Annotated in this window: 19 protein-coding genes; 9 read left to right on the forward strand and 10 right to left on the reverse strand. The window is 61.0% G+C overall.

Annotated features, from left to right (window positions below):
• Positions 1-11: 11 nt before the first annotated feature.
• The 6 genes from G518_RS0117835 (at position 12) to G518_RS35685 (ending at position 6,743) form a co-directional block, all read left to right on the forward strand.
• Entirely contained in the window at positions 12-524 is a 513-nt protein-coding gene (locus tag G518_RS0117835) for a hypothetical protein (RefSeq protein WP_028603718.1), read from the forward strand.
• A gap of 207 nt (positions 525-731) precedes the next feature.
• A complete protein-coding gene (locus G518_RS0117840; RefSeq protein ID WP_028603719.1) occupies positions 732-932 on the forward strand; it encodes a hypothetical protein in 201 nt (66 codons plus the stop codon).
• A 97-nt stretch (positions 933-1,029) separates the two neighbouring features.
• A complete protein-coding gene (locus G518_RS0117845; RefSeq protein ID WP_156909448.1) occupies positions 1,030-1,626 on the forward strand; it encodes a hypothetical protein in 597 nt (198 codons plus the stop codon).
• A 96-nt stretch (positions 1,627-1,722) separates the two neighbouring features.
• Positions 1,723-2,853, forward strand: coding sequence for a hypothetical protein (locus tag G518_RS0117850; RefSeq protein WP_028603721.1), 1,131 nt, complete (start codon positions 1,723-1,725; stop codon positions 2,851-2,853).
• A gap of 17 nt (positions 2,854-2,870) precedes the next feature.
• Positions 2,871-5,057, forward strand: a complete 2,187-nt coding sequence (locus tag G518_RS40695; RefSeq protein ID WP_028603722.1) for a hypothetical protein — start codon at positions 2,871-2,873, stop codon at positions 5,055-5,057.
• Between the two features lie 510 nt (positions 5,058-5,567).
• Positions 5,568-6,743 carry a replication initiation protein gene (locus G518_RS35685; RefSeq protein ID WP_281170540.1) on the forward strand — a complete coding sequence of 392 codons (1,176 nt, stop codon included), beginning with the start codon at positions 5,568-5,570 and terminating at the stop codon, positions 6,741-6,743.
• A gap of 242 nt (positions 6,744-6,985) precedes the next feature.
• Here the strand turns inward: G518_RS35685 and G518_RS0117865 are convergent, their stop codons facing one another.
• On the reverse strand, positions 6,986-7,447 hold the full coding sequence (locus G518_RS0117865) for a hypothetical protein (RefSeq protein WP_028603723.1): 462 nt from the start codon (positions 7,445-7,447) through the stop codon (positions 6,986-6,988).
• A gap of 212 nt (positions 7,448-7,659) precedes the next feature.
• Here G518_RS0117865 and mnmH point away from each other — a divergent pair, with 212 nt between their 5' ends.
• A complete protein-coding gene (gene mnmH, locus G518_RS0117870; RefSeq protein WP_245598016.1) occupies positions 7,660-8,658 on the forward strand; it encodes a tRNA 2-selenouridine(34) synthase MnmH in 999 nt (332 codons plus the stop codon).
• Here the strand turns inward: mnmH and G518_RS0117875 are convergent.
• From G518_RS0117875 to G518_RS0117885, 3 genes are read right to left on the reverse strand one after another with little or no spacing between them, the layout of a single operon-like run.
• The gene (locus tag G518_RS0117875; protein WP_028603725.1) at positions 8,638-9,750 is read right to left on the reverse strand and encodes a fatty acid desaturase; all 1,113 of its coding nucleotides are present in this window, start codon (positions 9,748-9,750) and stop codon (positions 8,638-8,640) included. The genes mnmH and G518_RS0117875 overlap by 21 nt on opposite strands.
• Positions 9,747-10,544: a helix-turn-helix transcriptional regulator gene (locus G518_RS0117880; RefSeq protein ID WP_084651949.1), complete on the reverse strand. Its 798-nt coding sequence runs from the start codon at positions 10,542-10,544 to the stop codon at positions 9,747-9,749. The genes G518_RS0117875 and G518_RS0117880 overlap by 4 nt, the downstream gene beginning before the upstream one ends.
• Positions 10,519-10,785: a hypothetical protein gene (locus G518_RS0117885; protein ID WP_028603727.1), complete on the reverse strand. Its 267-nt coding sequence runs from the start codon at positions 10,783-10,785 to the stop codon at positions 10,519-10,521. Before G518_RS0117885 ends, G518_RS0117880 begins: the two co-directional genes overlap by 26 nt.
• Before the next feature lie 350 nt (positions 10,786-11,135).
• On the opposite strand from G518_RS0117885, the gene G518_RS41065 reads away from it, so the two are divergent.
• Positions 11,136-11,663, forward strand: coding sequence for a hypothetical protein (locus G518_RS41065; RefSeq protein ID WP_156909449.1), 528 nt, complete (start codon positions 11,136-11,138; stop codon positions 11,661-11,663).
• On the opposite strand, the gene G518_RS0117900 is transcribed toward G518_RS41065, so the two are convergent.
• Positions 11,655-12,383 carry a hypothetical protein gene (locus tag G518_RS0117900; protein WP_156909450.1) on the reverse strand — a complete coding sequence of 243 codons (729 nt, stop codon included), beginning with the start codon at positions 12,381-12,383 and terminating at the stop codon, positions 11,655-11,657. The genes G518_RS41065 and G518_RS0117900 overlap by 9 nt on opposite strands.
• Positions 12,384-12,536: 153 nt before the next feature.
• Here G518_RS0117900 and G518_RS35690 point away from each other — a divergent pair, with 153 nt between their 5' ends.
• Positions 12,537-13,349: a DsbC family protein gene (locus G518_RS35690; RefSeq protein WP_051236965.1), complete on the forward strand. Its 813-nt coding sequence runs from the start codon at positions 12,537-12,539 to the stop codon at positions 13,347-13,349.
• Between the two features lies 1 nt (position 13,350).
• On the opposite strand, the gene G518_RS0117910 is transcribed toward G518_RS35690, so the two are convergent.
• From G518_RS0117910 to G518_RS0117930, 5 genes are read right to left on the reverse strand one after another with little or no spacing between them, the layout of a single operon-like run.
• On the reverse strand, positions 13,351-14,310 hold the full coding sequence (locus tag G518_RS0117910; RefSeq protein ID WP_028603731.1) for a tetratricopeptide repeat protein: 960 nt from the start codon (positions 14,308-14,310) through the stop codon (positions 13,351-13,353).
• A 10-nt stretch (positions 14,311-14,320) separates the two neighbouring features.
• Positions 14,321-15,505 (reverse strand): TraU family protein, encoded by a 1,185-nt coding sequence (locus G518_RS0117915; protein ID WP_028603732.1) that lies wholly within the window; start codon positions 15,503-15,505, stop codon positions 14,321-14,323.
• 9 nt (positions 15,506-15,514) lie between these two features.
• Positions 15,515-16,714, reverse strand: coding sequence for a TrbC family F-type conjugative pilus assembly protein (locus G518_RS0117920; protein ID WP_084651951.1), 1,200 nt, complete (start codon positions 16,712-16,714; stop codon positions 15,515-15,517).
• Positions 16,680-17,240, reverse strand: a complete 561-nt coding sequence (lepB, locus tag G518_RS38595) for a signal peptidase I (RefSeq protein ID WP_051236967.1) — start codon at positions 17,238-17,240, stop codon at positions 16,680-16,682. Before lepB ends, G518_RS0117920 begins: the two co-directional genes overlap by 35 nt.
• Positions 17,221-17,793, reverse strand: coding sequence for a hypothetical protein (locus G518_RS0117930; RefSeq protein WP_028603734.1), 573 nt, complete (start codon positions 17,791-17,793; stop codon positions 17,221-17,223). The genes lepB and G518_RS0117930 overlap by 20 nt, the downstream gene beginning before the upstream one ends.
• Between the last annotated feature and the right edge of the window lie 30 nt (positions 17,794-17,823).

Raw genomic sequence — 17,823 nt, forward strand, 5'->3', positions numbered from 1 at the left:
AGGAGATCACCATGAGCAACATCGCAAACCTGAAGAACTTTTCCCTGTTCACCAACAACAACGACAACGTGCGTTTCTTCAAGTCGAAGGACATCCAGGTCAAAGCTGACTATTCCTGCTACGAGCCCAAGCGTGAGCTTTCGGTGAGCGGCATCAAGGCTCCGTCCGAAAAGGCACTGGGCGGGGACTACCTGAAACTCACCATTGCCATGGGCGCGCAGGGTGCTCGTCAGTACGCTGACGGCGCATTGTTTCGCAACGACCGCAAGGGCGAGAACGCGAAGGCGCCTGACATGACGGGTGTTTTGACGATGCCTGACAAGAGCGAAAAGCGCTTGGCTGGCTGGTACAAGAAGTCGACTTCGGGCGTCTCGTACCTGTCGGTTGCTATCAGCGACAAACGCGCTGCTGACAACGACTCGGCCGATGCTCCCAGTGACGACATCGCCGCTGAACCGCACTCGGAACCGGCTGCTGCAGCCATTGCCGAATTTGACGCAGCGAGTGATGAACCCATCTTCTAAGGATTGATGGGTGGAGCGTGTTCCACGCTCATGTGAGTCCCAAGGCCATCTTCTTTGAAGATGGCCTTTCTTTTTGGGCGAGTCGGTCCGAGAGCACACCAGTTTTCAGGACTGGCCATCTCCAGGGATGTTCAACCGTCCAAAGCGCAGGGCCACGCCCATCAAGTCGCCGCGGGCTTTTGGGGGTTCCCCCTTCCTGGAGATCTCATGATTTCGTCCTTTTCAGACTTCGTTGGTGAACCGTTGCCGTTCCTGATCTCGATCGTGATCGCCATGGCAATCTTGGCCATCATCAAAGGTGTCTACAACCTCGCCAGCTCGTACTTCGCGCGTCGCCGCTACCGTCGTATGTATGGCAAGACCTACTCTGAAAGCTGGCGTGTCGCCACCAAGCGTCGCCGTCGCTGACCAATGATCCACAAGCCACACTCGTTGTGGCTTTTTTTATGCGCGAAAGAAACAGCTTGCGTACACTCTTTGCAATCGAGAAACCGGAGTAGCGATGATGGCCAGCCAAGAAGCCAGCGGCAACCTGCTGCTGGAAACCATGCGAGCGATCAGCAAAGACAAGTGGGCGCAGAGCCAGGAAGTAGCCACCGCCTTTCTGCGTGACGACCGTGTGCGCAAGTCGATTCTGGACATCCTGAAGAAGAGAAACGCCATAGCAGGCGCCGAGTTGTTGAACTACAAGCTGCTCGTCTATGGACGAATGATTGAAGAGCGGCTTTTCGAAAGAATCACCGCGCTGGAGGGCATCTATTCCTTCGTGTACCGGATCGCTGACATCTGCATCTCAGGGTCGTTGCGGGATGCGGCGCGAGAGGGGGTGCACCTGGCCGGCTCCATCGATGCGCTTGCGGAAGATGAGGATGGCTGGAACTACGACCATCTGGGCGCGCTGGCCGATGTTGAGCCGACATCGGAGGACGCGTTGCTGACCTCGGACGAGGCCATCGTGCGGCAAGCCAGTGCGAAGGGCGCTGAGGATCGATTTCAGCGCAAGCTCAGCAAGTTGGGCTGGTCGGACCAGATTCCACGCACCGCGGAGTCCTATCAGCAGCTTGGGCGACCCAGAAAGGCGGATCTCTCCGATCAGGACTGACGAATTGCAGCAGGCGTGCGATTAGGCTCTGGTGCAGAAATAATATAAACTTTGCAATTACGAATTGCGATTAACTGCTACACAAAGGAGCCAATCATGGTTGATGAATCCGTCGCGAGTGCTGCTCAGGGTGATGCAAGTGCAGGGGCAGAAGCTGGGGAAGGCAAGGTCAAGACCTTCGGTGTTGAGTCGGGATCTCAGCGCCGCCCGGTGATGAAGCAGCTGTCGTTGGACGCGCGGGCGGATCCATCGAAGGCCGCCTACGTCTCCAATTTCCGCAACTCCGCGTTTCACTATGGCGTGATTCGTGGCACTTCGCCGTCGGGGAGCGAGGTGCTTCTGGAGCTCCAGACACCCAACCGTCGACCGATTCTGGTTCCCCTGGTCATGCCGAAAGGCCTGGCGTCCCGCCAAGCCAACGGCGATCTGATCAAGGTGCTGTGCACCGTGGTCGGCGGCGTCGACAAGAGCACGGGCGAGAGCTACACGACCTTCATGGTGCGGTCGATCGAGCGTCCGAACATTTTCGAAGCCCATCCGCGGAACGTGATGGATTTGATTGCGCGAGACGAAGAAAACGACAAGCGCCGTGTCTTCGAGGACAGTGACCTGATCAACAGCGGCGCCAACAACCACGTCCAGCTCGCCGGCATCTGTGTCGGCTCGCGCTATGTCGAGCCTAACGAGGCCACGCGGTCGCCTGGCCACGCCGAGATTCACCTTCGCCAAGAAGGCAACGAAGACAGTTTCATCACCGTCCGCTACTTCGGCAACCAGGCCGCGCGCGCCATCGAGATGTCGCGCATCGGGGCCATGCTTTACTGCGAGGGCCGCCACCTGGTGAAGACCAATCCAATGGGCGTGGTGCCGCCTGCGGCCGTTAAAACAGAGCAAGAGGGCGATGACGCCGCGGCCGCGGCGACGAAGTCAGAATCGACGGACGTGGGCCTGACCATGTACGTGCCGGACGGACAAGGCAATGCGGTGCCCCGGTTCCACAGCTATATCCGGCTGACGCGCCTGCCCGAGATGGCTGACAGCAAGAGCATCCTCTTTCTGGATCCGGCCAAGCCGCATCTGACACCGCAGTGGGTCAAGGACTACGCCAAGCAGCTCGCCGCCCTGCGGGCCGCGAAGAACAGTCGTTCAGCGGCAAAGCGCGCGGCCAAGGTCGAGCCGGAGGCTGCGCCCGATGCTCCCGCGGAGGCCTACAGCGCGGACGTTTGATCGACTGGTGGTTGAGGATGCTGCGCCCCAAAGAGGTTGCCCGCGCAGCCGTCATCGTTTTTGGGTTTTGGTGGATCGTCCTACTGATCGCGGGAGGCCAGCGATACGCTAGCCTGGCCGGCATCTTGCACGGCGTCGGTGCTTGGGCCTTTGGCATCGCCATTGGCGTTGTCGTCGCCTTGTTTTGGCACTGGCTAGACCGGCAGGAGCAGATCGAGGCACTGGTACCGGACTCGTGGAACGGGGCGGCGGCGACGATTGGCAAAGTCCCAATTCACCGTGCGCGGCTTGCCGCGGCCGAGGCCATGCCCACGGTCGAGGAGCTTGCGCCTCACATGCCACCTGAAGTGGTGGCGGCCGAGGCCACTGGGTTCCTGCATCAGTGGATCCAGAACACCCGGACTCGATCACCCGGCCATGCCGCTTTGCTGGAGGAGATCGTCAGAACGCTTTGGCACGAGCGCGTTCGTGCGTGGCCGGCAACGCACGCCGATGACCCGTTGCACAACCACGGGGGGCGCACGCTCCTGACCCACTCGCTGCTGGTTTGTTGGCTCATGCTCAGGGAGTGTGTTGCGTACAGCTACGTGCCGGCGCGCGCGCCGTCGGGCTACCAGATGATCTATCTGCGCGATGCCAACTACAGCTTTGATCGCGCGGATCCACTCATCGCTGTGCTGGGACTTGGCCACGATCTTGGGAAGATCGAGTGCTATGTGTGGGAGGGTGACGCGCTGGTCGACTGCACGAAGGATCACGACCTGGTTGGCGCCCGCATCATGGCCCGCATGGAGGGGTACTGGCACGACGGCATCTCAGCTGCAGACATCGACGTGATGCAGGCGGTGCTGGCGCACTATCACCACCCCTCGGCCGTACCGATGGCGGCGGATGGCGGAGTACTCAGCGATCGGCTTCATGCGCTGCTGGAGCTGCTGATCAAGTGCGATCGCATGGCAGGTGCCATGGAGAACGGCCGCACGCGTGCGGCACTTCGCGAGGATGCCCGCGCCGATGAGGCGTTCGTTGAGAGCAATGATCGATCGCAACTGCACAACGCTTTGGTCGAGGTGCTGACGCGAGTCGGCCGGGTCAACAGCCAGGAACAGAGAACCAACGTGGGCGTCAAGTTCCACCTGCCGCACTTCCGCAAGACGGTGGTGGCGCTGAAGGAGGACGCTTTCATTCAACAGATTGCTGAGGTGGCTGGGCTGCAGGAGCTACATGCGCTGCCCGTTACCGGCGTGAACCCCGTGAACGCTTTGACGCGCCAGGTGCTGATCTGGATGGGCGAGAACGATTTGCTCTTCACCGATCACGAGCCAATGGGCAGGGCGCCTGAATCGTCCCTCTACAAAGTGTCGTTCTACAAGCCGAAGGACTACTTCACTGACGACACGTTCGCCGCCCCGAAAGATGCTGAGGATCTGGCGCGGGTGAAGCCCGTGTTCAGTTGGGGGTCTTGCATATTGCTCGCGCCGGAGCCCATGCCGGAGCTCGCGCCGGTTACGAACGTCAAGGACTATTGGCTGGTGCCGCATTTCAGCGTGGCCAGGACCGGGGGCCAAGGCGCCTTCCGCAAGAAGTCGACGAATGAGCAGCTGGAGCAGGGCACTGCCAACAACGCCTTTCTGGACATGCTGGGTAGCACGTCAGCGTTCGATGAAGCGTCCGAGCGCGCGGAAGAGGCGAACGGGGATGACGCGCTGCAGGACCAGGCCGCCGGCCAAGTCGATGAAAAGGAGCTCGATCAGGCGCAGGACCAGGTCGCAGGGCCAGGCGATGACCAGGCGCACGACCAGGTCGACCTGGTGAGCGCGGCCGGGGATGAGGTACTGCCAGAGGCAGCGTCGGAGCCAGAGCCAGAGCCAGAGCCAGAGCCAGAGCCAGAGCCAGTGGCAGTGGCAGTGGCGGAGGCAGTGGCGGAGGCGGAGCCTGAGCTCGACGAGATGATCGCGCCTGGCCTGTTTCGCATGCGCTTGCTGGCGGCCGCGGCCAGCAAGGAAGTCCAGCGGAAAGACCAGGGGGAGGAGCTGGCGTCGCTCTTCGGCCTGGAGAGCTGGCTGGACACCCTTGGTCTGCGCGTGGAAGACGTGATCAAGACGGACGAGGAGTGGCGACGGGCCGCCCAGATCGTCGCGATCGAGCACAAGTTGATCAAGGCGCTGGGACGCGTCGGACTTGTCGTTACGCTGCGCCCCTAATTTCGCGCTATCGAAAGTGTAGAACCTGTGTCACAATCTGGAACGATTGCCAAAGTTGTACGGTCGCGCGCTGCGTGCGTCGTGTGCACTTTGCAATCGCGGCGGTCAAGTCCGCTGCCCCAGCTCAACCCAACCAACTGGAGCCTTGTGTCATCTATTCGTGCAGTGCCTCTTGAACGGCGCCCCACAAAAGAAAAGGCCGGTAGTGGAATACCGGCCTTTTCAGGGTTTGCTTCAAAGCGCTGATCGTTGCGTCTGGAATCAGAACAAAAAATCAACACTCTCACCGCCGCACAAGTCGGAGAGAGTATACATGTTCTGATTCTTCGCGCGCAAGTGGTCAACCACATGAATTTATGTGTGGTTTGACACGCACACCGGAGCGCTCGCGTGGAATCGGTAGTCCTAGAGAACGGATTACGCGACAGGTTTCAATCTGGCACTGGCCCACTCGGAAGAATATGGCGGGAAGCGCCATACTTCCCCCGCTGCTCAGACAATAAAACTGCCGTGTTCAGCCGGCCCCTCAGCTACGCGCTGAGGTGGCCGTACATGCAAATCAATAGGCGGGAGCGGGTCTCCTGGCTTATTTTTGACATCGAGGAAGGTGATGGCCAGCGCTGGGAGGCGGCTGGACTTCCTCCTCCCAATCTGATCGTCCAAACCGTGGATGGCGAGCGAGTAAGGGGCGCGCACCTTTACTACGCGATCGCGCCGGTGTGCACCAGTCCCCGAGGCCGCAGCGAGCCCATTCAGTATCAGCGCGCCGTGTACGCGTCCATGGCGGCGTCTCTTCGGGCAGATCTGGCCTATCACGGCGGCCCAGTCGCCAAAACACCAGGTCATCCTCTCTGGCGGACCTGGGAGATCCACTCCCACGAGTACACGCTGGGCGAGCTGGCGGAATACATCGATCTGCCCCAACTCCGGCGCGGCAACGTATCCGAGCAGGCAGCTGAGTCTCGCAACTGCGCGTTGTTCGACGCCTGCCGCTTCTTCGCGTACAGCATCGTCGGCAAGGCGCGAGACGGCTCCTTCGAGCCGTTCTATGACCGCCTGCTGGCCTTCAATGAGGCCCACAACGATTTCGGGCGAGCTGGCCATGCCAAGGGTGACCTGAGGCACAGCGATCTGCGCGCGATCGCCAAGTCCGTTGCGCGGTGGACGTGGGACAAGTACCGCGGCTCCGCCCGCGTGCGCGGCACCATGCATTTCGATCCGGCCCTGACGACCAAGGAGCGGCAACAAGCCGCGGCCGCGCGCACGCACTCTCTCCGCAACCAGTCCACGTTGGCCAAGCTCATGGCCGCGCTGGCCAGCCTGCAAAGCGGCGGAGAGCTGATTCCCACGGACGCCGGCATTGCCCAAAGGGCGGGCGTCGATCGGCGCACCGTGGCCAGGTACAGAGCACGTCTGGAAGCGGCGCTGGCGGCCTCTGCTGGGCGTTTGGCCGGCGTGGTCGTGCCGACCGGGCCTGAGGGCCACTGTGGCCCGCTGCTGACCCTCCAGGAACTCCTTGCAGCGCTCAAGACCATCGCACCCAGGAGCGCTCGTATCCTGGCCAAGTGGGTGCCAAATGGTGCACATCAGATAACCACCCCCCGCGGTAGCGGAAGAAAGAACGAGGGCAGGGGAACAAAAAGTAAGGACACGGGTGGCGGCCCGGTTGCATTTGATACAAGTTGAGAGAAAGTCTCGTAGAGACGAGTAGCTGCAAGAGGGCGGTGGGTAAGTCCGTAGGACTTATCCATGGCTCTCGCGCAGGGCGCGCAGCGCCCGGAGGGTCTTCCGGCGCGCGCATGGTCGAGCTGCGGCCGCCGACGACGCGCAGCTTGTGGTCCTTAGGGTGGACCTCCGCCAGAACGAAAAACGCCGATCACCCCCAGTGGTGATCGGCGTGCGATACGGGGTTTAGGTGGGGTGCGCTGCTAGTGAACCGTGGGCATCGAGCGCACCGAATCGTGCTCATCGGTCGAGGCTTGATCGAATGATCTCCGGGGTGCGAACTGCGCGTGACTCGGCAGCGGCATGTTCGCCGGCATATCGTCGCTGAGGAGGAAGCCTTCGACGGCCTCAGTGCTCAGGTGAACAGGGCGAGGGTTGCCAAAACGCTCGTCGAGAGCCAGGTACGACGATGGTCGAAATGGATTGCTGGCGACACCGTCGTGGGTTGTTCGAACGCACTTTCGGAAGTCCAAGCCGCCCAGCGGATTCATCAGCTGCTCGCGCAGCTTCAGGCGACCCGCGTGGATGGCGCTCGGGCAATCGGCTGCCGTGACGAGAACCCAGTGCTCAATGCGGCGCAGGTTCTCCATGAAGCTCACCAGCCAGGTGTCTGTCTCGCTTGTTGCCTGTCGATTGGTGTCAGGTGCACACTTACGATCTTTCATTGGCTCACCCGTTACTTTCAGAAACAACTACGGATCCGCACTCCGGTCTATCCGGTGAGGCTACTTTATCGGCAGAAGTGTGACTTTTGCCTGATGAATTTAAGCTAAATTTCATCGCGAGCGGCCTATATGAAATTTAGTAAGATAGATATACCTTGAGAACGCCCCACCCCCTTGAACTTGAAGTTTTGGAGTTCAGTTCCTATGACCTGGTGATCGACGCCCGATCGCCTCGGGAATACGCTGAAGATCACATTCCTTGCGCTCTGAATCTCCCTGTTGTCAATAACGAGGAGTATGCAGAGGTCGGTACGCTTCATAGAAATGATACGCATGCGGCATATTTGATTGGTGTTCGGTATTCGCTTGCGAATATCTCCAGACATATTCAAGAAGTTATTGCAAAGGTTGATCCGCGGGGGCGGATCTTGGTTTATTGCTTCAGGGGCGGGAAACGCTCGAAACTGTGGTCGGAGAACCTTCGAACAATCGGGTATAGGGTTGATGTTCTCTTCGGTGGCTGGAAGGCTTACCGCCGATGGGTGAGGGCGTCCCTTGAGCAGTTTCCCAAGCAGTTCAGCTTTCGCGTATTGGCGGGAAGTACGGGCTGCGGCAAAACACGCCTGTTGCAGGCGCTGGAGCGGGCGGGATGCCAAGTACTCGATTTGGAGGGCTTGGCCAATCACCGGGGATCGTTGATTGGTGCAGTACCTGGTGAGAAGCAACCAACGCAGAAGTGGTTCGACACATTACTGCTCAGCAAGCTCCGCTCATTTGATACGGATAAGCCTGTCTGGGTAGAGGCCGAATCAAAAAAAATCGGCAATATCCAACTTCCGACGTGCCTGCATGATGCGATTGGGCGCGCGACCCCTTTGAGGCTCGAAGCGCCGATGGAGGAGCGCATCAAGCTCTGGCGCGAGGACTATCCGCACTTCGTGACGGATCCAGTTGCCATGGTTGAGCGACTGACGCCATTGAAACCCCTGATTGGCGGTGAAGAGCTGCAACTCTGGAAGGATCTGGCCGCTCGGGGCGAGGTGGACACCCTGTTCGAGCGCGTGATGGTTGCGCACTATGACCCGTGCTATGCAAGGTCGGACAGGCGGGCTTTGCCAGGCCTGCCTGCAAACGCGCCGCTGGAGCTCTCCGATCTGTCAGCGGCCGCCCTTGACGCCGTCGCAGCGAAGTTAGCGTCGGAGGCAAATTAGCGCGTGGCCAGCCGTGGGCTGGTCTGGCCGGTTTTCTTTCCAGCGGCGCAACGCCGGCGCCATGAGCCAGAACCACAGTGGCGGCACCATGGCGGCGAAGAGCAGGATGATGTAGCCAGCGGGCTGTTTGGGTGAGTCCGCTTCAGGCACCTGTCTGTAGAACGGAACCGTGGATCTCAGGTGATGGGCCGCGTGAGCGGTGATGTTCAGCGTCAGCCAGCCTTGCAGCCGGCAGCGGTCTTCCCATCCGTAGCAACCGCCCTTTGGCGTGGCCAGTGACGTGTCGCGATCGAGGCCCCAGTGTTGCAGGTAGGTGACGGCCTGCATTGACCAGGCTACTGATAGCGCCACGAGGACGTACATGGTGATTGCTGGCCAGCCACCGGACCAGTAGAACAAGGCCGCAGTGCCAAGCGTCACTATGCAAGTGCTCCATACCTTCGTTTGCACCATGGTGCCTTTGGCCGCGCGAAGCTGGCGGAGCTCGAAAACCTGGCGAATGACCTTGGCAGCTCGGCGCGAGGTGAAGCGCCAAAGGCTTTCGTTGACCGCGGGACACTCCGCCTCATCCACCCGACCCACGCGTCGGTGATGGATGATGTGCTCCTGCTCTTGCAGTGGGTAGCCTGCGACGCCCATCACCAGCTTGCCGACCAACAGCGCGAGCGGTCGATTGCGGTCATGCAGCAGCTCGTGGCCAATGCAGGTGGCGAGGCTCGACGTGGTCCACAGTCCAGCGCCCAGCCACAGGAGATCCAACCCACTCCAGCCTTTGACGGCGATCGCGGCCGCGAGCGAGGCCACGGCCGTGAGGTAGGCCAGGCCCGCGACGATGGGCAACTGTGCGAGCGCATTGGAAGCAGCTTCGGACCATTCAGGTGCCTCGTCGCCGACATCTCCGAAGAACGCGCGGAGCAGCGGCGCGACGAGGATCAAGCCGATGAACGCGAGCGCGGGTGAGCTATCGGCCCACGCGGAGGCGGCCAAGAGCAGGCTTGGCGCCAAAACGAAAAGGTAGCCTGCAGCACTCACCCACTCACGAGTTCCCGAAAGGCTTCGGTCGGCGCTGGTGGATGAGTCCGCGGTGCTCATGGGATCAAACCGTATTCCGTTGCGAAGCGGGCCGAGGCTTTGCGGTTGTGCTGGCCGAACTTGGCATTCAGCCGCTGGAAGCGGCTGTTCACGCTCGCTTCGCTGGTGTGGGTCTCGGCCGCGATTTGCTTCGTCTTGAGCCCGCGCTTCTCCAGCCGCAGCAGCTCAAGATCCGTGTCGTCGATGCGATGGTCCACGATGATGTCCTCGCGGATTCGTCGGGTCCACCACTCGTGCAGCTCCATCGACAAGGCGCGCGCGATGGGTTTCAGGTGTCGGCTGGTAGGGCACTCGAAGAACCCCGCGCGCTGGGATGTAAGGATCAAGGCGCCGATGCGCGACACACCGCCGCTGGTCGGCGCGGGGACGATGTAGGCTGATTCGACCCCGAATTTACGGGCGAGCTCACGGATATTCCTTTGCACATTGGTGCGATAGGAGATAGCGCTGTCTGAAATGGGGTTTGGGTCAGTGATGGCGTGCATCAGCCATGCGTCATCGCCGAACCAGGCCATTTGCTCATATTCCAGACACCACAGCGCCGAAGCGGCAAGCAAGAAACGAATAGATTCTCTCGATTCGTCGTCGCGGACGAAGCTCACGAAAATAGCTTGATCGGCGCCCAGTGCAGCACGGGAGCTGTGAAAAAGCTCCAGAACGTCATTCTGTTCCCTGGTTTCGGCAATTCCGTGGATTAACGCCAACGCGTCCTGGGCAAAACTCGGATTTGAAACGACTGCCGCCAGAGATTCCTCCCTAGGAACGGGTTCAGGAGTGAAAGAAGTTTGAGGCACGGTCTTTTAACTCCTTGTAAACCATTGGATAAGTGAAGCGCAGTCTATCTGCGTCACAGAATTCTTGAAACGACTCTATATCCTCGAATATCGTCCCGATCGAGGAAAACCCAGTGTAGTCCTGAACATCCGCCGTGTAGCGGCGCTCCACGCGCAGCCCACTGCGGGTGGCCTGCAGGATGAAGGTCAGTGCTCCATCCTTGCTGCCGATCTGGAGTGGTTCAGGCGGACTGGGTTGCATGGCTATTCCTCTTCGGACGCCTCCAGGGCATGGTGGCACTCGCAGCACCGCATGTCCTCGGGTCGAGGGCTTCCCTCGGCCCACGTTCGGATGTTGTCCGTCTCGCATTGCGGACACTCGATGTTCGAAAACGCGAACGTGCGGCCGCACTGCTCGCAGCGCATGGCGTCTTCTGGGGTGTGGTCCAGGACCTCTAGGGGATCCCCGTGCGAGTGATCGCAGTAGGGGCATTCGAGGTGCAAATTTGGCATGACGGTGTCCGGCGCCATCGAGCACGCTTGCAATCGCGACGCGATGACTGTTGCGGTTAATAATTTCAGAGTTTATATGGAAAATGATACATTCGTCGCATGCCCGAGTCAGCAGTCGTAAACCTGGTGGAGTTGTCAGCCGAAGTGACGCCGGCGTGGTGCTTCGAGACTGCAAGCGTGGCCTTGTTGCCGCTGCTGGTCGCACGCATGCGCGCTCCCGTTGGTTCAGCGTCGACCAGGTGCAGCGCATCGGCTGACCCGGTCCGTTTCGCGCGCGCGAACACGCGCAAGCGAGCGCCTGCCTATGGTGCTGCGATGCTCGAATCGGTGCGGCTGCTTCCCGCGAAGAAGGTCCTCTGCCGACTCCAAGAGAGTCAGGCGATCGCCAGCTGGAAGGTCGATGCTGAGTTTCGGCCCACGAAGGACCCGTCGACCCGGCGCATCTACGTCGGACTGATGACTGGCTTTGTGGCCGAGATCCTGATCACTCAACGTCCTGGAGCGGACCTCAGGTGGCACGACGGCCGCTTAGGTGCCGGCGGCGGCGGTGCGATTGACCTGGTGATGCACTTGACCGGCTTGAAGTTCAAGCAAGCCGTGTCGCTGCTGACCGCAAGCTCAGGTTGACGCGCGGGCCTGGGTGCGCGCCGCCTGGGCCTTCTTGGCTTCTTCCCGCGCCTTGGCGCGCTGAAGCCCAGCCTTGATCTTCTCGACCTTTTTGGTGATTCGGTTCGCCGCATAGGTGGGAATCTTTTCTGCCAGGCGCCAGCGCCACAGCGTGGAGTAGGTCTCATCCACGATCGCTGCGAACTCCTTCAGCGCAGCGGAGCGCACGCCGAACTCGTGGTACGGCAAGCCAACGTCGGTGAACCACGCATGAATGACCTGTTCGGTAGTCATATTCATGTACGGGTTGTTCATCATCTCGTCGTAGAAGGCCTGGGCCTTGCTGACGGTTCTCGCAATGGCATGCACCGATGCATTGCCTTGAACATGGCGCTGGAAATTGGCGTAGGAGATCTCATAGCGCCGCTTTCTGAGCGCGTCCACGATCTCGCGGTTGTTCATGTTCAGCTCGTCGCGCAAATCCTCGTAGACCGCGATGAGGCGCCGGCGTTCGAGTTCGGTCTTGCGCTTGGCCTGATCCTTCTCGTCTTCGGTGAGAGGGGATTTTCTGCGCGCCGCGCGGGCAGGGTCGGCTTTTGGGGCCTTTTTGGCCTTGGGCGTTCCCGAAATGTCAATGAGACCGTCGTCGATGCGCTCGCCGCCCCATGGTCGGCGTTGCTCGCCAGCCGTGGAGTCCTTCAATGTGTCAGTCCAAGAGACGACTTGAGTGATCTGGTCCATGTCCATGAGCCTCCGACATGTGAGACGGAAGATTCTATAACCCACCCGTAGTGTAACCGCGTATTACAGCCCGGCCGATTGCGGTTGCTGGATTCGAGAGCAGTAACGGATAATCGTACAACTTTCGCAATTTTCCGCACACTTAGGCCGACTATGAATGTGAGACTGTTCTCGAATCTGCGCTTCGCACCGTTGTTCCTTGGGACTCTTTTCCTGGTCCAAGGTTGCATAAATTCTGACCACTCAGCACCACCGACGGCTAAAGAACAGATTGGGGACGCTGTTGCCGATGCTGTCAGCGACACCGAGGCCAAGCAGGTGGAGGTAGCGCTGCGCGCTGTGGATGACATGGCGAAGATTCAGTCGTTGAAGGCCTTGTCCCCGCACCTGATCGAGATGTCGACGAGCGACGGCGTGGCCTACGTCACCCGCGACTACAAGCACGTCATCGTGGGCAACGTGCTCAGCGTGGCCAACGGCCGCAACCTCACTGAGGACCGCATGGTGGAGATGCAGAAAGTGTCCTGGGAGCACCTTCCGACTGGCCTGGCACTCAAACGTGGCAACGGATCGCGCAAGATTCTGGTGGTTGAGGATCCGAGCTGCGGCTACTGCCGACAGCTGCACGAAACCCTCGCGACCGTGCCCGACGTGACTGTCTACAGCCTGGTGGTGGCCATCCTGGGCCCGCAATCTCAGCAACAAGCTGCTCGCATCCTGTGCAGTGAGGATCCGGCGAAGGCCTGGTCCGAATGGATGGGCAAGGGCGTGCGCCCGGCAGCTGATCTTTGCGAGCGAGGTGTCGAGCGCCTGGGCGGCGCCATGGCGGCCGCGGAGCGTCTTGGCGTGAAGTCCACGCCGGTCATGATCTTCGAAGATGGCACGCGCCGCGTGGGCGCAAGCTCAAGCCAAGACATCGAGAAGGCGTTGCAGCAGGCGGCAACCAAGAGAATGTCGAAGACCTGACCTAGATGCCACGCCGCGGCGGCGGCGCATTGATGGGCAATGTGTAGTCGAAGGGTTCCGGCGCCTTCATGTGCGATCGCATCCAGTTCACCGACGCGGCGCGGGCTTTCTTCTGATCCGTCGGCGACAACTTGGCATTCATCTGATCGGCGAGCTTGCGGAAACGCTCGTCTTTGCTGGCCGCGATTTGGATCCACTTGGTGGCCTCCAGGTCATTGCGGTCGTGCGCGAAATTTCCGTTCGCGTAGATCTGGGCGAGCATGTAGATGGCATCGATCTGCCACTGGTCGGCCGCGCGCATCAGCAAGGTGAAGCCCTCGAAGTAGTTCTTGCCGACGCCCACGCCCTCGATCAGCATCTTGCCCTTCGTGTAGAGCGCGGTCGGCTCGCGTTGCGCAGCAGCTGCTGTCCAATACCGAGCGGCCTCGCTCAGGTTGACGGGAACACCTTCACCGTTTTCGTAGATCTTGGCCAGGTACACGTAGGCCGGGTAGAAGGGCAGCTTTCCGCCTTCTTCGCCGCTGGCCGCGCGAAACCACTTGATCGCAGCAAACGGATCGCGCTTGCCCTCGACCTGGCCGGCGTAGTAGGCTAAGCCGGCGTTGTATGCGGCTATCTGGTTGCCTGATAGCGAGATCAACTCTTGGTTTTCCCCGACGACCTTGCAGGACAGGTTGTAGGCCCGCATGGCCATCTCCATGTCGCGGCCGAGGCGGTTGGGCATCTGGCCGGTGTGGGCCAGCCAGCCGTACTGCATGGCCGCCCATCGGTCGCCGGTATTGGCCTGGCGTTTGAGCTTGTCGGCCGCGCCTGGTGAGCCGCTGGCGGCCGCACGCGCCAGATTCAGCGCGTCCCGCTCCTGCTTGCCGAAACCGGCGCCGCCTGGCTGGCTGAAGACCGCCATCGGCGCGGCGGAGGTGAGTGCAAGCGCGAGCGCTTGTCTGCGGTTGATCGTGCTCACTTGGTCACTCCTATTGGCAGCAGTCGATCCAGCGCCATTGCATGTAGACGTAGTCACGCGGCGTCACGGCTTTGTGCTTGCCCATGCCCCAGCGCCAGTGGCTGGATCCAATGCTGTGGGCGCAAGAACTGAATACTGCGGCAAGCGGGTTGAGCTCCTGGATTTGACTCAGCGGCGACTTGATGTCGAACTGGGCCCGGCCGCTTGTATCCAGCGGACCTTTTTCCGTGAACGGGAACATCATCGAGTGCTTGAAGCCACTCTTTTGGGGGAAGGGCGCGGGCACGGGTCCGCAGACTGCCGCATCACCAACGGTTAGGAAGAGGCCGTTGCCGCCCGTGCGGGCCGAGTGAAAGAGCGAACGCGCTGCGACCAGTGAGCTTCCGCGCACGGGGTCGTTGTCTGCATAGCGGCCGTTGGCCGGCAGGGATTTTCCCCAGCAGCCGAGCTGCCAGTACATGGCATCTTCAATAGGCTGCTGAGCCTTGGTGTTCAAGGTGGCGTTGACGCACGACAACGTGGACTTCACGAAGCCAATGACCTGTGTGTAGATGAGGTTCCACTCGGGGAAGAGGAGGTTCGGTGTGACCGGGTCATTTGCGTTCCACATCGGTGAGATCAATGTGGTCTCAAACGGCATGGTGGGCTGGCACTTCGCGACCGGCAAACCAAGGATTTGCGGGAGCATCGACTGCCAGGTGTTGACGTGGCGGAAGCCGGCTTCAGATCCGCCGCCGGCGTCGGCTGTCGTACTTTCTCGGCCCTTCGGCAGGGTCTTGCTCAGCGCTACCGTCAGCGCGCTGGCCAGGTTCAACCCAGTGAGTGGGGAGCAACCAGGTTGCTCCACAGCTTCGATCATGCGATCGGGCACCCACATGCCGATGGGGTAGCTTGGAAACATGCCGCACTGACACATCGGGTTCTTGTGCGCGTTCCAGGGAGAGCCGATCTTATCGGTGGCCTCGCCGGCGTCGACCGATGCGATCCGGATCGGAAACATTGAGTCGACGCAGATGTAGTTCAGTGGATTAGCCATCACGTCCGTGGCGTTTGAGCACAGCTTGGCGCTCATCGTTTCGGATGCGTTCGGGTTGAGGAGCGACGACTCCGGCACCTGTGCGACGGACACGGCAGCGCCCAGCATGCACGCCGTGAGCGCTGCCGTCTTCAATGCGCGTTTGATCAGGGTAAGCACGTCGATCTCCTACTGCTTTGTGAAGGTTTGGATCCGCAGCTTCAGGCCTTCCTGGCTGGCCAGCGAAGGCACCTCGGTAATGCCGATGCGGGCCAGTACGTTCTTCGCCGCGGGGTACGCGGGAACCCCAATCTCATTGATTCGGCCGTCCCGGTTGGTGAAGAACAGCATCAAGCCGGGGTACTGCGCTGACCACTTCTTGGCCAGCGTGAGTTGCCATGGGTCGGTGGCGTCGATGGCGGCGTAGTAGCGCTGGCCGGTCGGGTCGATCGCCAGCGCGTTCATCATCTGGCCCTTCTTGGCCCGCACCTGGCCGTCGATGACGATGTCCTTTTCGAGGGGCACTGCCGGGTCAAAAAGACGGCTGGCGGCCGTTTTGACCATCGGCAGGGGTGACCCCTTGGTGAGGGTCTTTTCTGCGCTCTCAGCCATGCTCTTGCGCTGCTTCGCGACCATCTCGGGTGTGATGCTGCGCAGCTTCTGCTCGTACTCCAGCGCTTTGTCAGGCTCGGCCACGGCCCAGGTATTGCCCATGGTGTGACCCCAGCGGCCGGCTTCGATCTCATCTGTGGCCACCTTGAGCGAGACGTTGCCCATCAGCCCGCGCCAGCCGTTGGACTTGGACTTGATGACGTAGGCAGGCACGCGCTCGATCTGGTACTGGCGGAAGGCCTTGGGCAGCACGTACAGATTGATCTGCGCGGTATCGCTCAAGCCGGCTTTTTGCCGAATGCTCTTCACGAGAGGGGCCAGCTGCTGGCCGTCGCCCTTCCACCCCCTCAGGAGGTAAAGCACTTCCGGCCGGCCGACGCCGGCCTGCATGATCGGCGCGAGCGTGTGCGCCGGCATCGAGTCGGAAATAAAGACGACGGTGGTCACCCCGGCCAGCTCTTGCGCAATCGGGTTCTCGCCGGCGGTGACAGCCGTCATCGGATCGCGCTGCGCGGCCTGCAGATCCTTGTTCTGGAGCGGTGCCTTGGCAGTCCCGGCCGGGTTAGTAGGGTTCTGCGCCTGGTATTCGAGCCGGCGCCTGGTCGTGTCGTCGACGCGCTTGTCCGGCTGGTCGCGCTTCAGCGCCTCCGACTGTTGGCGAAGGCGTTCGGTCGTCGCCGCGTCCAGTTGAGCAAGGTGGGTCTGAGCCGTGGTCGCCGATGCAGAGAGGAGCAGGACCAGGCTAGAACAGAGGATGGGCAAGGGCAATGATTTCATCGCGTTTCACAGGTCCCCAAAAGCGAGAGTCCCAGCTACGTGGCTCACTCCCAAACACGAAAAACTCGTCTTGCTTCAAGACGTAGCTCTTGTCCCAGCTACTCGGCTGCTTCGCGAACTTCTGGGCGCCCAGCTTGGTGGACCCCCAGTAGCGGCCGTTCACGTACAGGCGGCCATGGGTCACATCCACCTGATCGCCAGGTACGCCGATCACGAGCTTGCCGATGCGAGAACCGTCGGGAAGCACCGGCTCCATTCGATGCGCGGTGAACATCACCACGTCACCGTGCTGGATCACGATGGCCGGTCTGCGCTCAACCGCGTAGAACGAATAGGGCAGGCACCCTTCGGTGTACTTCTCGTAGAACAGCCTGTAGTTGCGATCGAGCCAGTTGGTGCCGAACATCGTCAGATTGACCATGGTCATGACGATGACCAGGCCGATGAGACGGCGACGCAGCAGCTGAGGATCCGGGTGCAGGATCCAGTGCCACAGGCGAGCGCGATCAATCGAGGTTTGAGCCACTGATCGTCTTTTCAGCTGGAGCCGATGAGGTCGGCGGCCAAGCGGCGTTGCCCGTCCTGGCCAGGCGCTGCTGCTCAGCTCGGCGATCACGAACTGCCTGCAATGCGGCCGGCGGGATCGCGAGGTTCGTCGCGGTCTGCTCGGTGATGTCCGCAGCAGCTGGCCACGAAAGCGCCGCAGTGCGGTCGATCACGATGTAGCCGCGCTGGCGAAGATCCGCAAGCGTGTGCTGGAGGGCTTCGGCGCGCTTCTTCGACTCCGCCTCAACGGCCTCTGGCGTCATGCTGGGCGCACGCTGCAGCAAGTCGTGTATCCCGGCTGCACTGACGAGGTCGGAGTCCAGCACTGCGACTGGCGCGCTTGCCCCGAAGCCGGGAAAGTACTTTGTGACGCCGTTGGCAACAATCAGGCCGCCCAAGATCACGATGATGACGACCAGGATCGTGTTGAGGGATGACTTCTCACTGGCACGTGGTTCAGGCAGCAAAGGGGTGGCCGTGGGAGCCGCAACCACGGGTTGCGCTGCGTCGGTTTGGGTGGTTTCGTCGGACATAGGTTCTCCCTGTGGCTGGTGGATGTGCGA

Origin of the sequence: Ottowia thiooxydans DSM 14619 (assembly GCF_000422885.1) — a bacterium.
GTDB lineage: Bacteria > Pseudomonadota > Gammaproteobacteria > Burkholderiales > Burkholderiaceae_C > Ottowia > Ottowia thiooxydans.

Excerpts from the sequence above, each read along its gene's own strand:
- G518_RS0117835 (WP_028603718.1), top strand. The coding sequence starts at position 12 with ATGAGCAACATCGCAAACCTGAAGAACTTTTCCCTGTTCACCAACAAC.
- G518_RS0117840 (WP_028603719.1), top strand. The coding sequence starts at position 732 with ATGATTTCGTCCTTTTCAGACTTCGTTGGTGAACCGTTGCCGTTCCTG.
- G518_RS0117845 (WP_156909448.1), top strand. The coding sequence starts at position 1,030 with ATGGCCAGCCAAGAAGCCAGCGGCAACCTGCTGCTGGAAACCATGCGA.
- G518_RS0117850 (WP_028603721.1), top strand. The coding sequence starts at position 1,723 with ATGGTTGATGAATCCGTCGCGAGTGCTGCTCAGGGTGATGCAAGTGCA.
- G518_RS40695 (WP_028603722.1), top strand. The coding sequence starts at position 2,871 with ATGCTGCGCCCCAAAGAGGTTGCCCGCGCAGCCGTCATCGTTTTTGGG.
- G518_RS0117865 (WP_028603723.1), bottom strand. The coding sequence starts at position 7,447 with ATGAAAGATCGTAAGTGTGCACCTGACACCAATCGACAGGCAACAAGC.
- G518_RS0117875 (WP_028603725.1), bottom strand. The coding sequence starts at position 9,750 with ATGAGCACCGCGGACTCATCCACCAGCGCCGACCGAAGCCTTTCGGGA.
- G518_RS0117885 (WP_028603727.1), bottom strand. The coding sequence starts at position 10,785 with ATGCAACCCAGTCCGCCTGAACCACTCCAGATCGGCAGCAAGGATGGA.
- G518_RS41065 (WP_156909449.1), top strand. The coding sequence starts at position 11,136 with ATGCCCGAGTCAGCAGTCGTAAACCTGGTGGAGTTGTCAGCCGAAGTG.
- G518_RS0117900 (WP_156909450.1), bottom strand. The coding sequence starts at position 12,383 with ATGGACCAGATCACTCAAGTCGTCTCTTGGACTGACACATTGAAGGAC.
- G518_RS35690 (WP_051236965.1), top strand. The coding sequence starts at position 12,537 with ATGAATGTGAGACTGTTCTCGAATCTGCGCTTCGCACCGTTGTTCCTT.
- G518_RS0117920 (WP_084651951.1), bottom strand. The coding sequence starts at position 16,714 with ATGAAATCATTGCCCTTGCCCATCCTCTGTTCTAGCCTGGTCCTGCTC.
- G518_RS0117930 (WP_028603734.1), bottom strand. The coding sequence starts at position 17,793 with ATGTCCGACGAAACCACCCAAACCGACGCAGCGCAACCCGTGGTTGCG.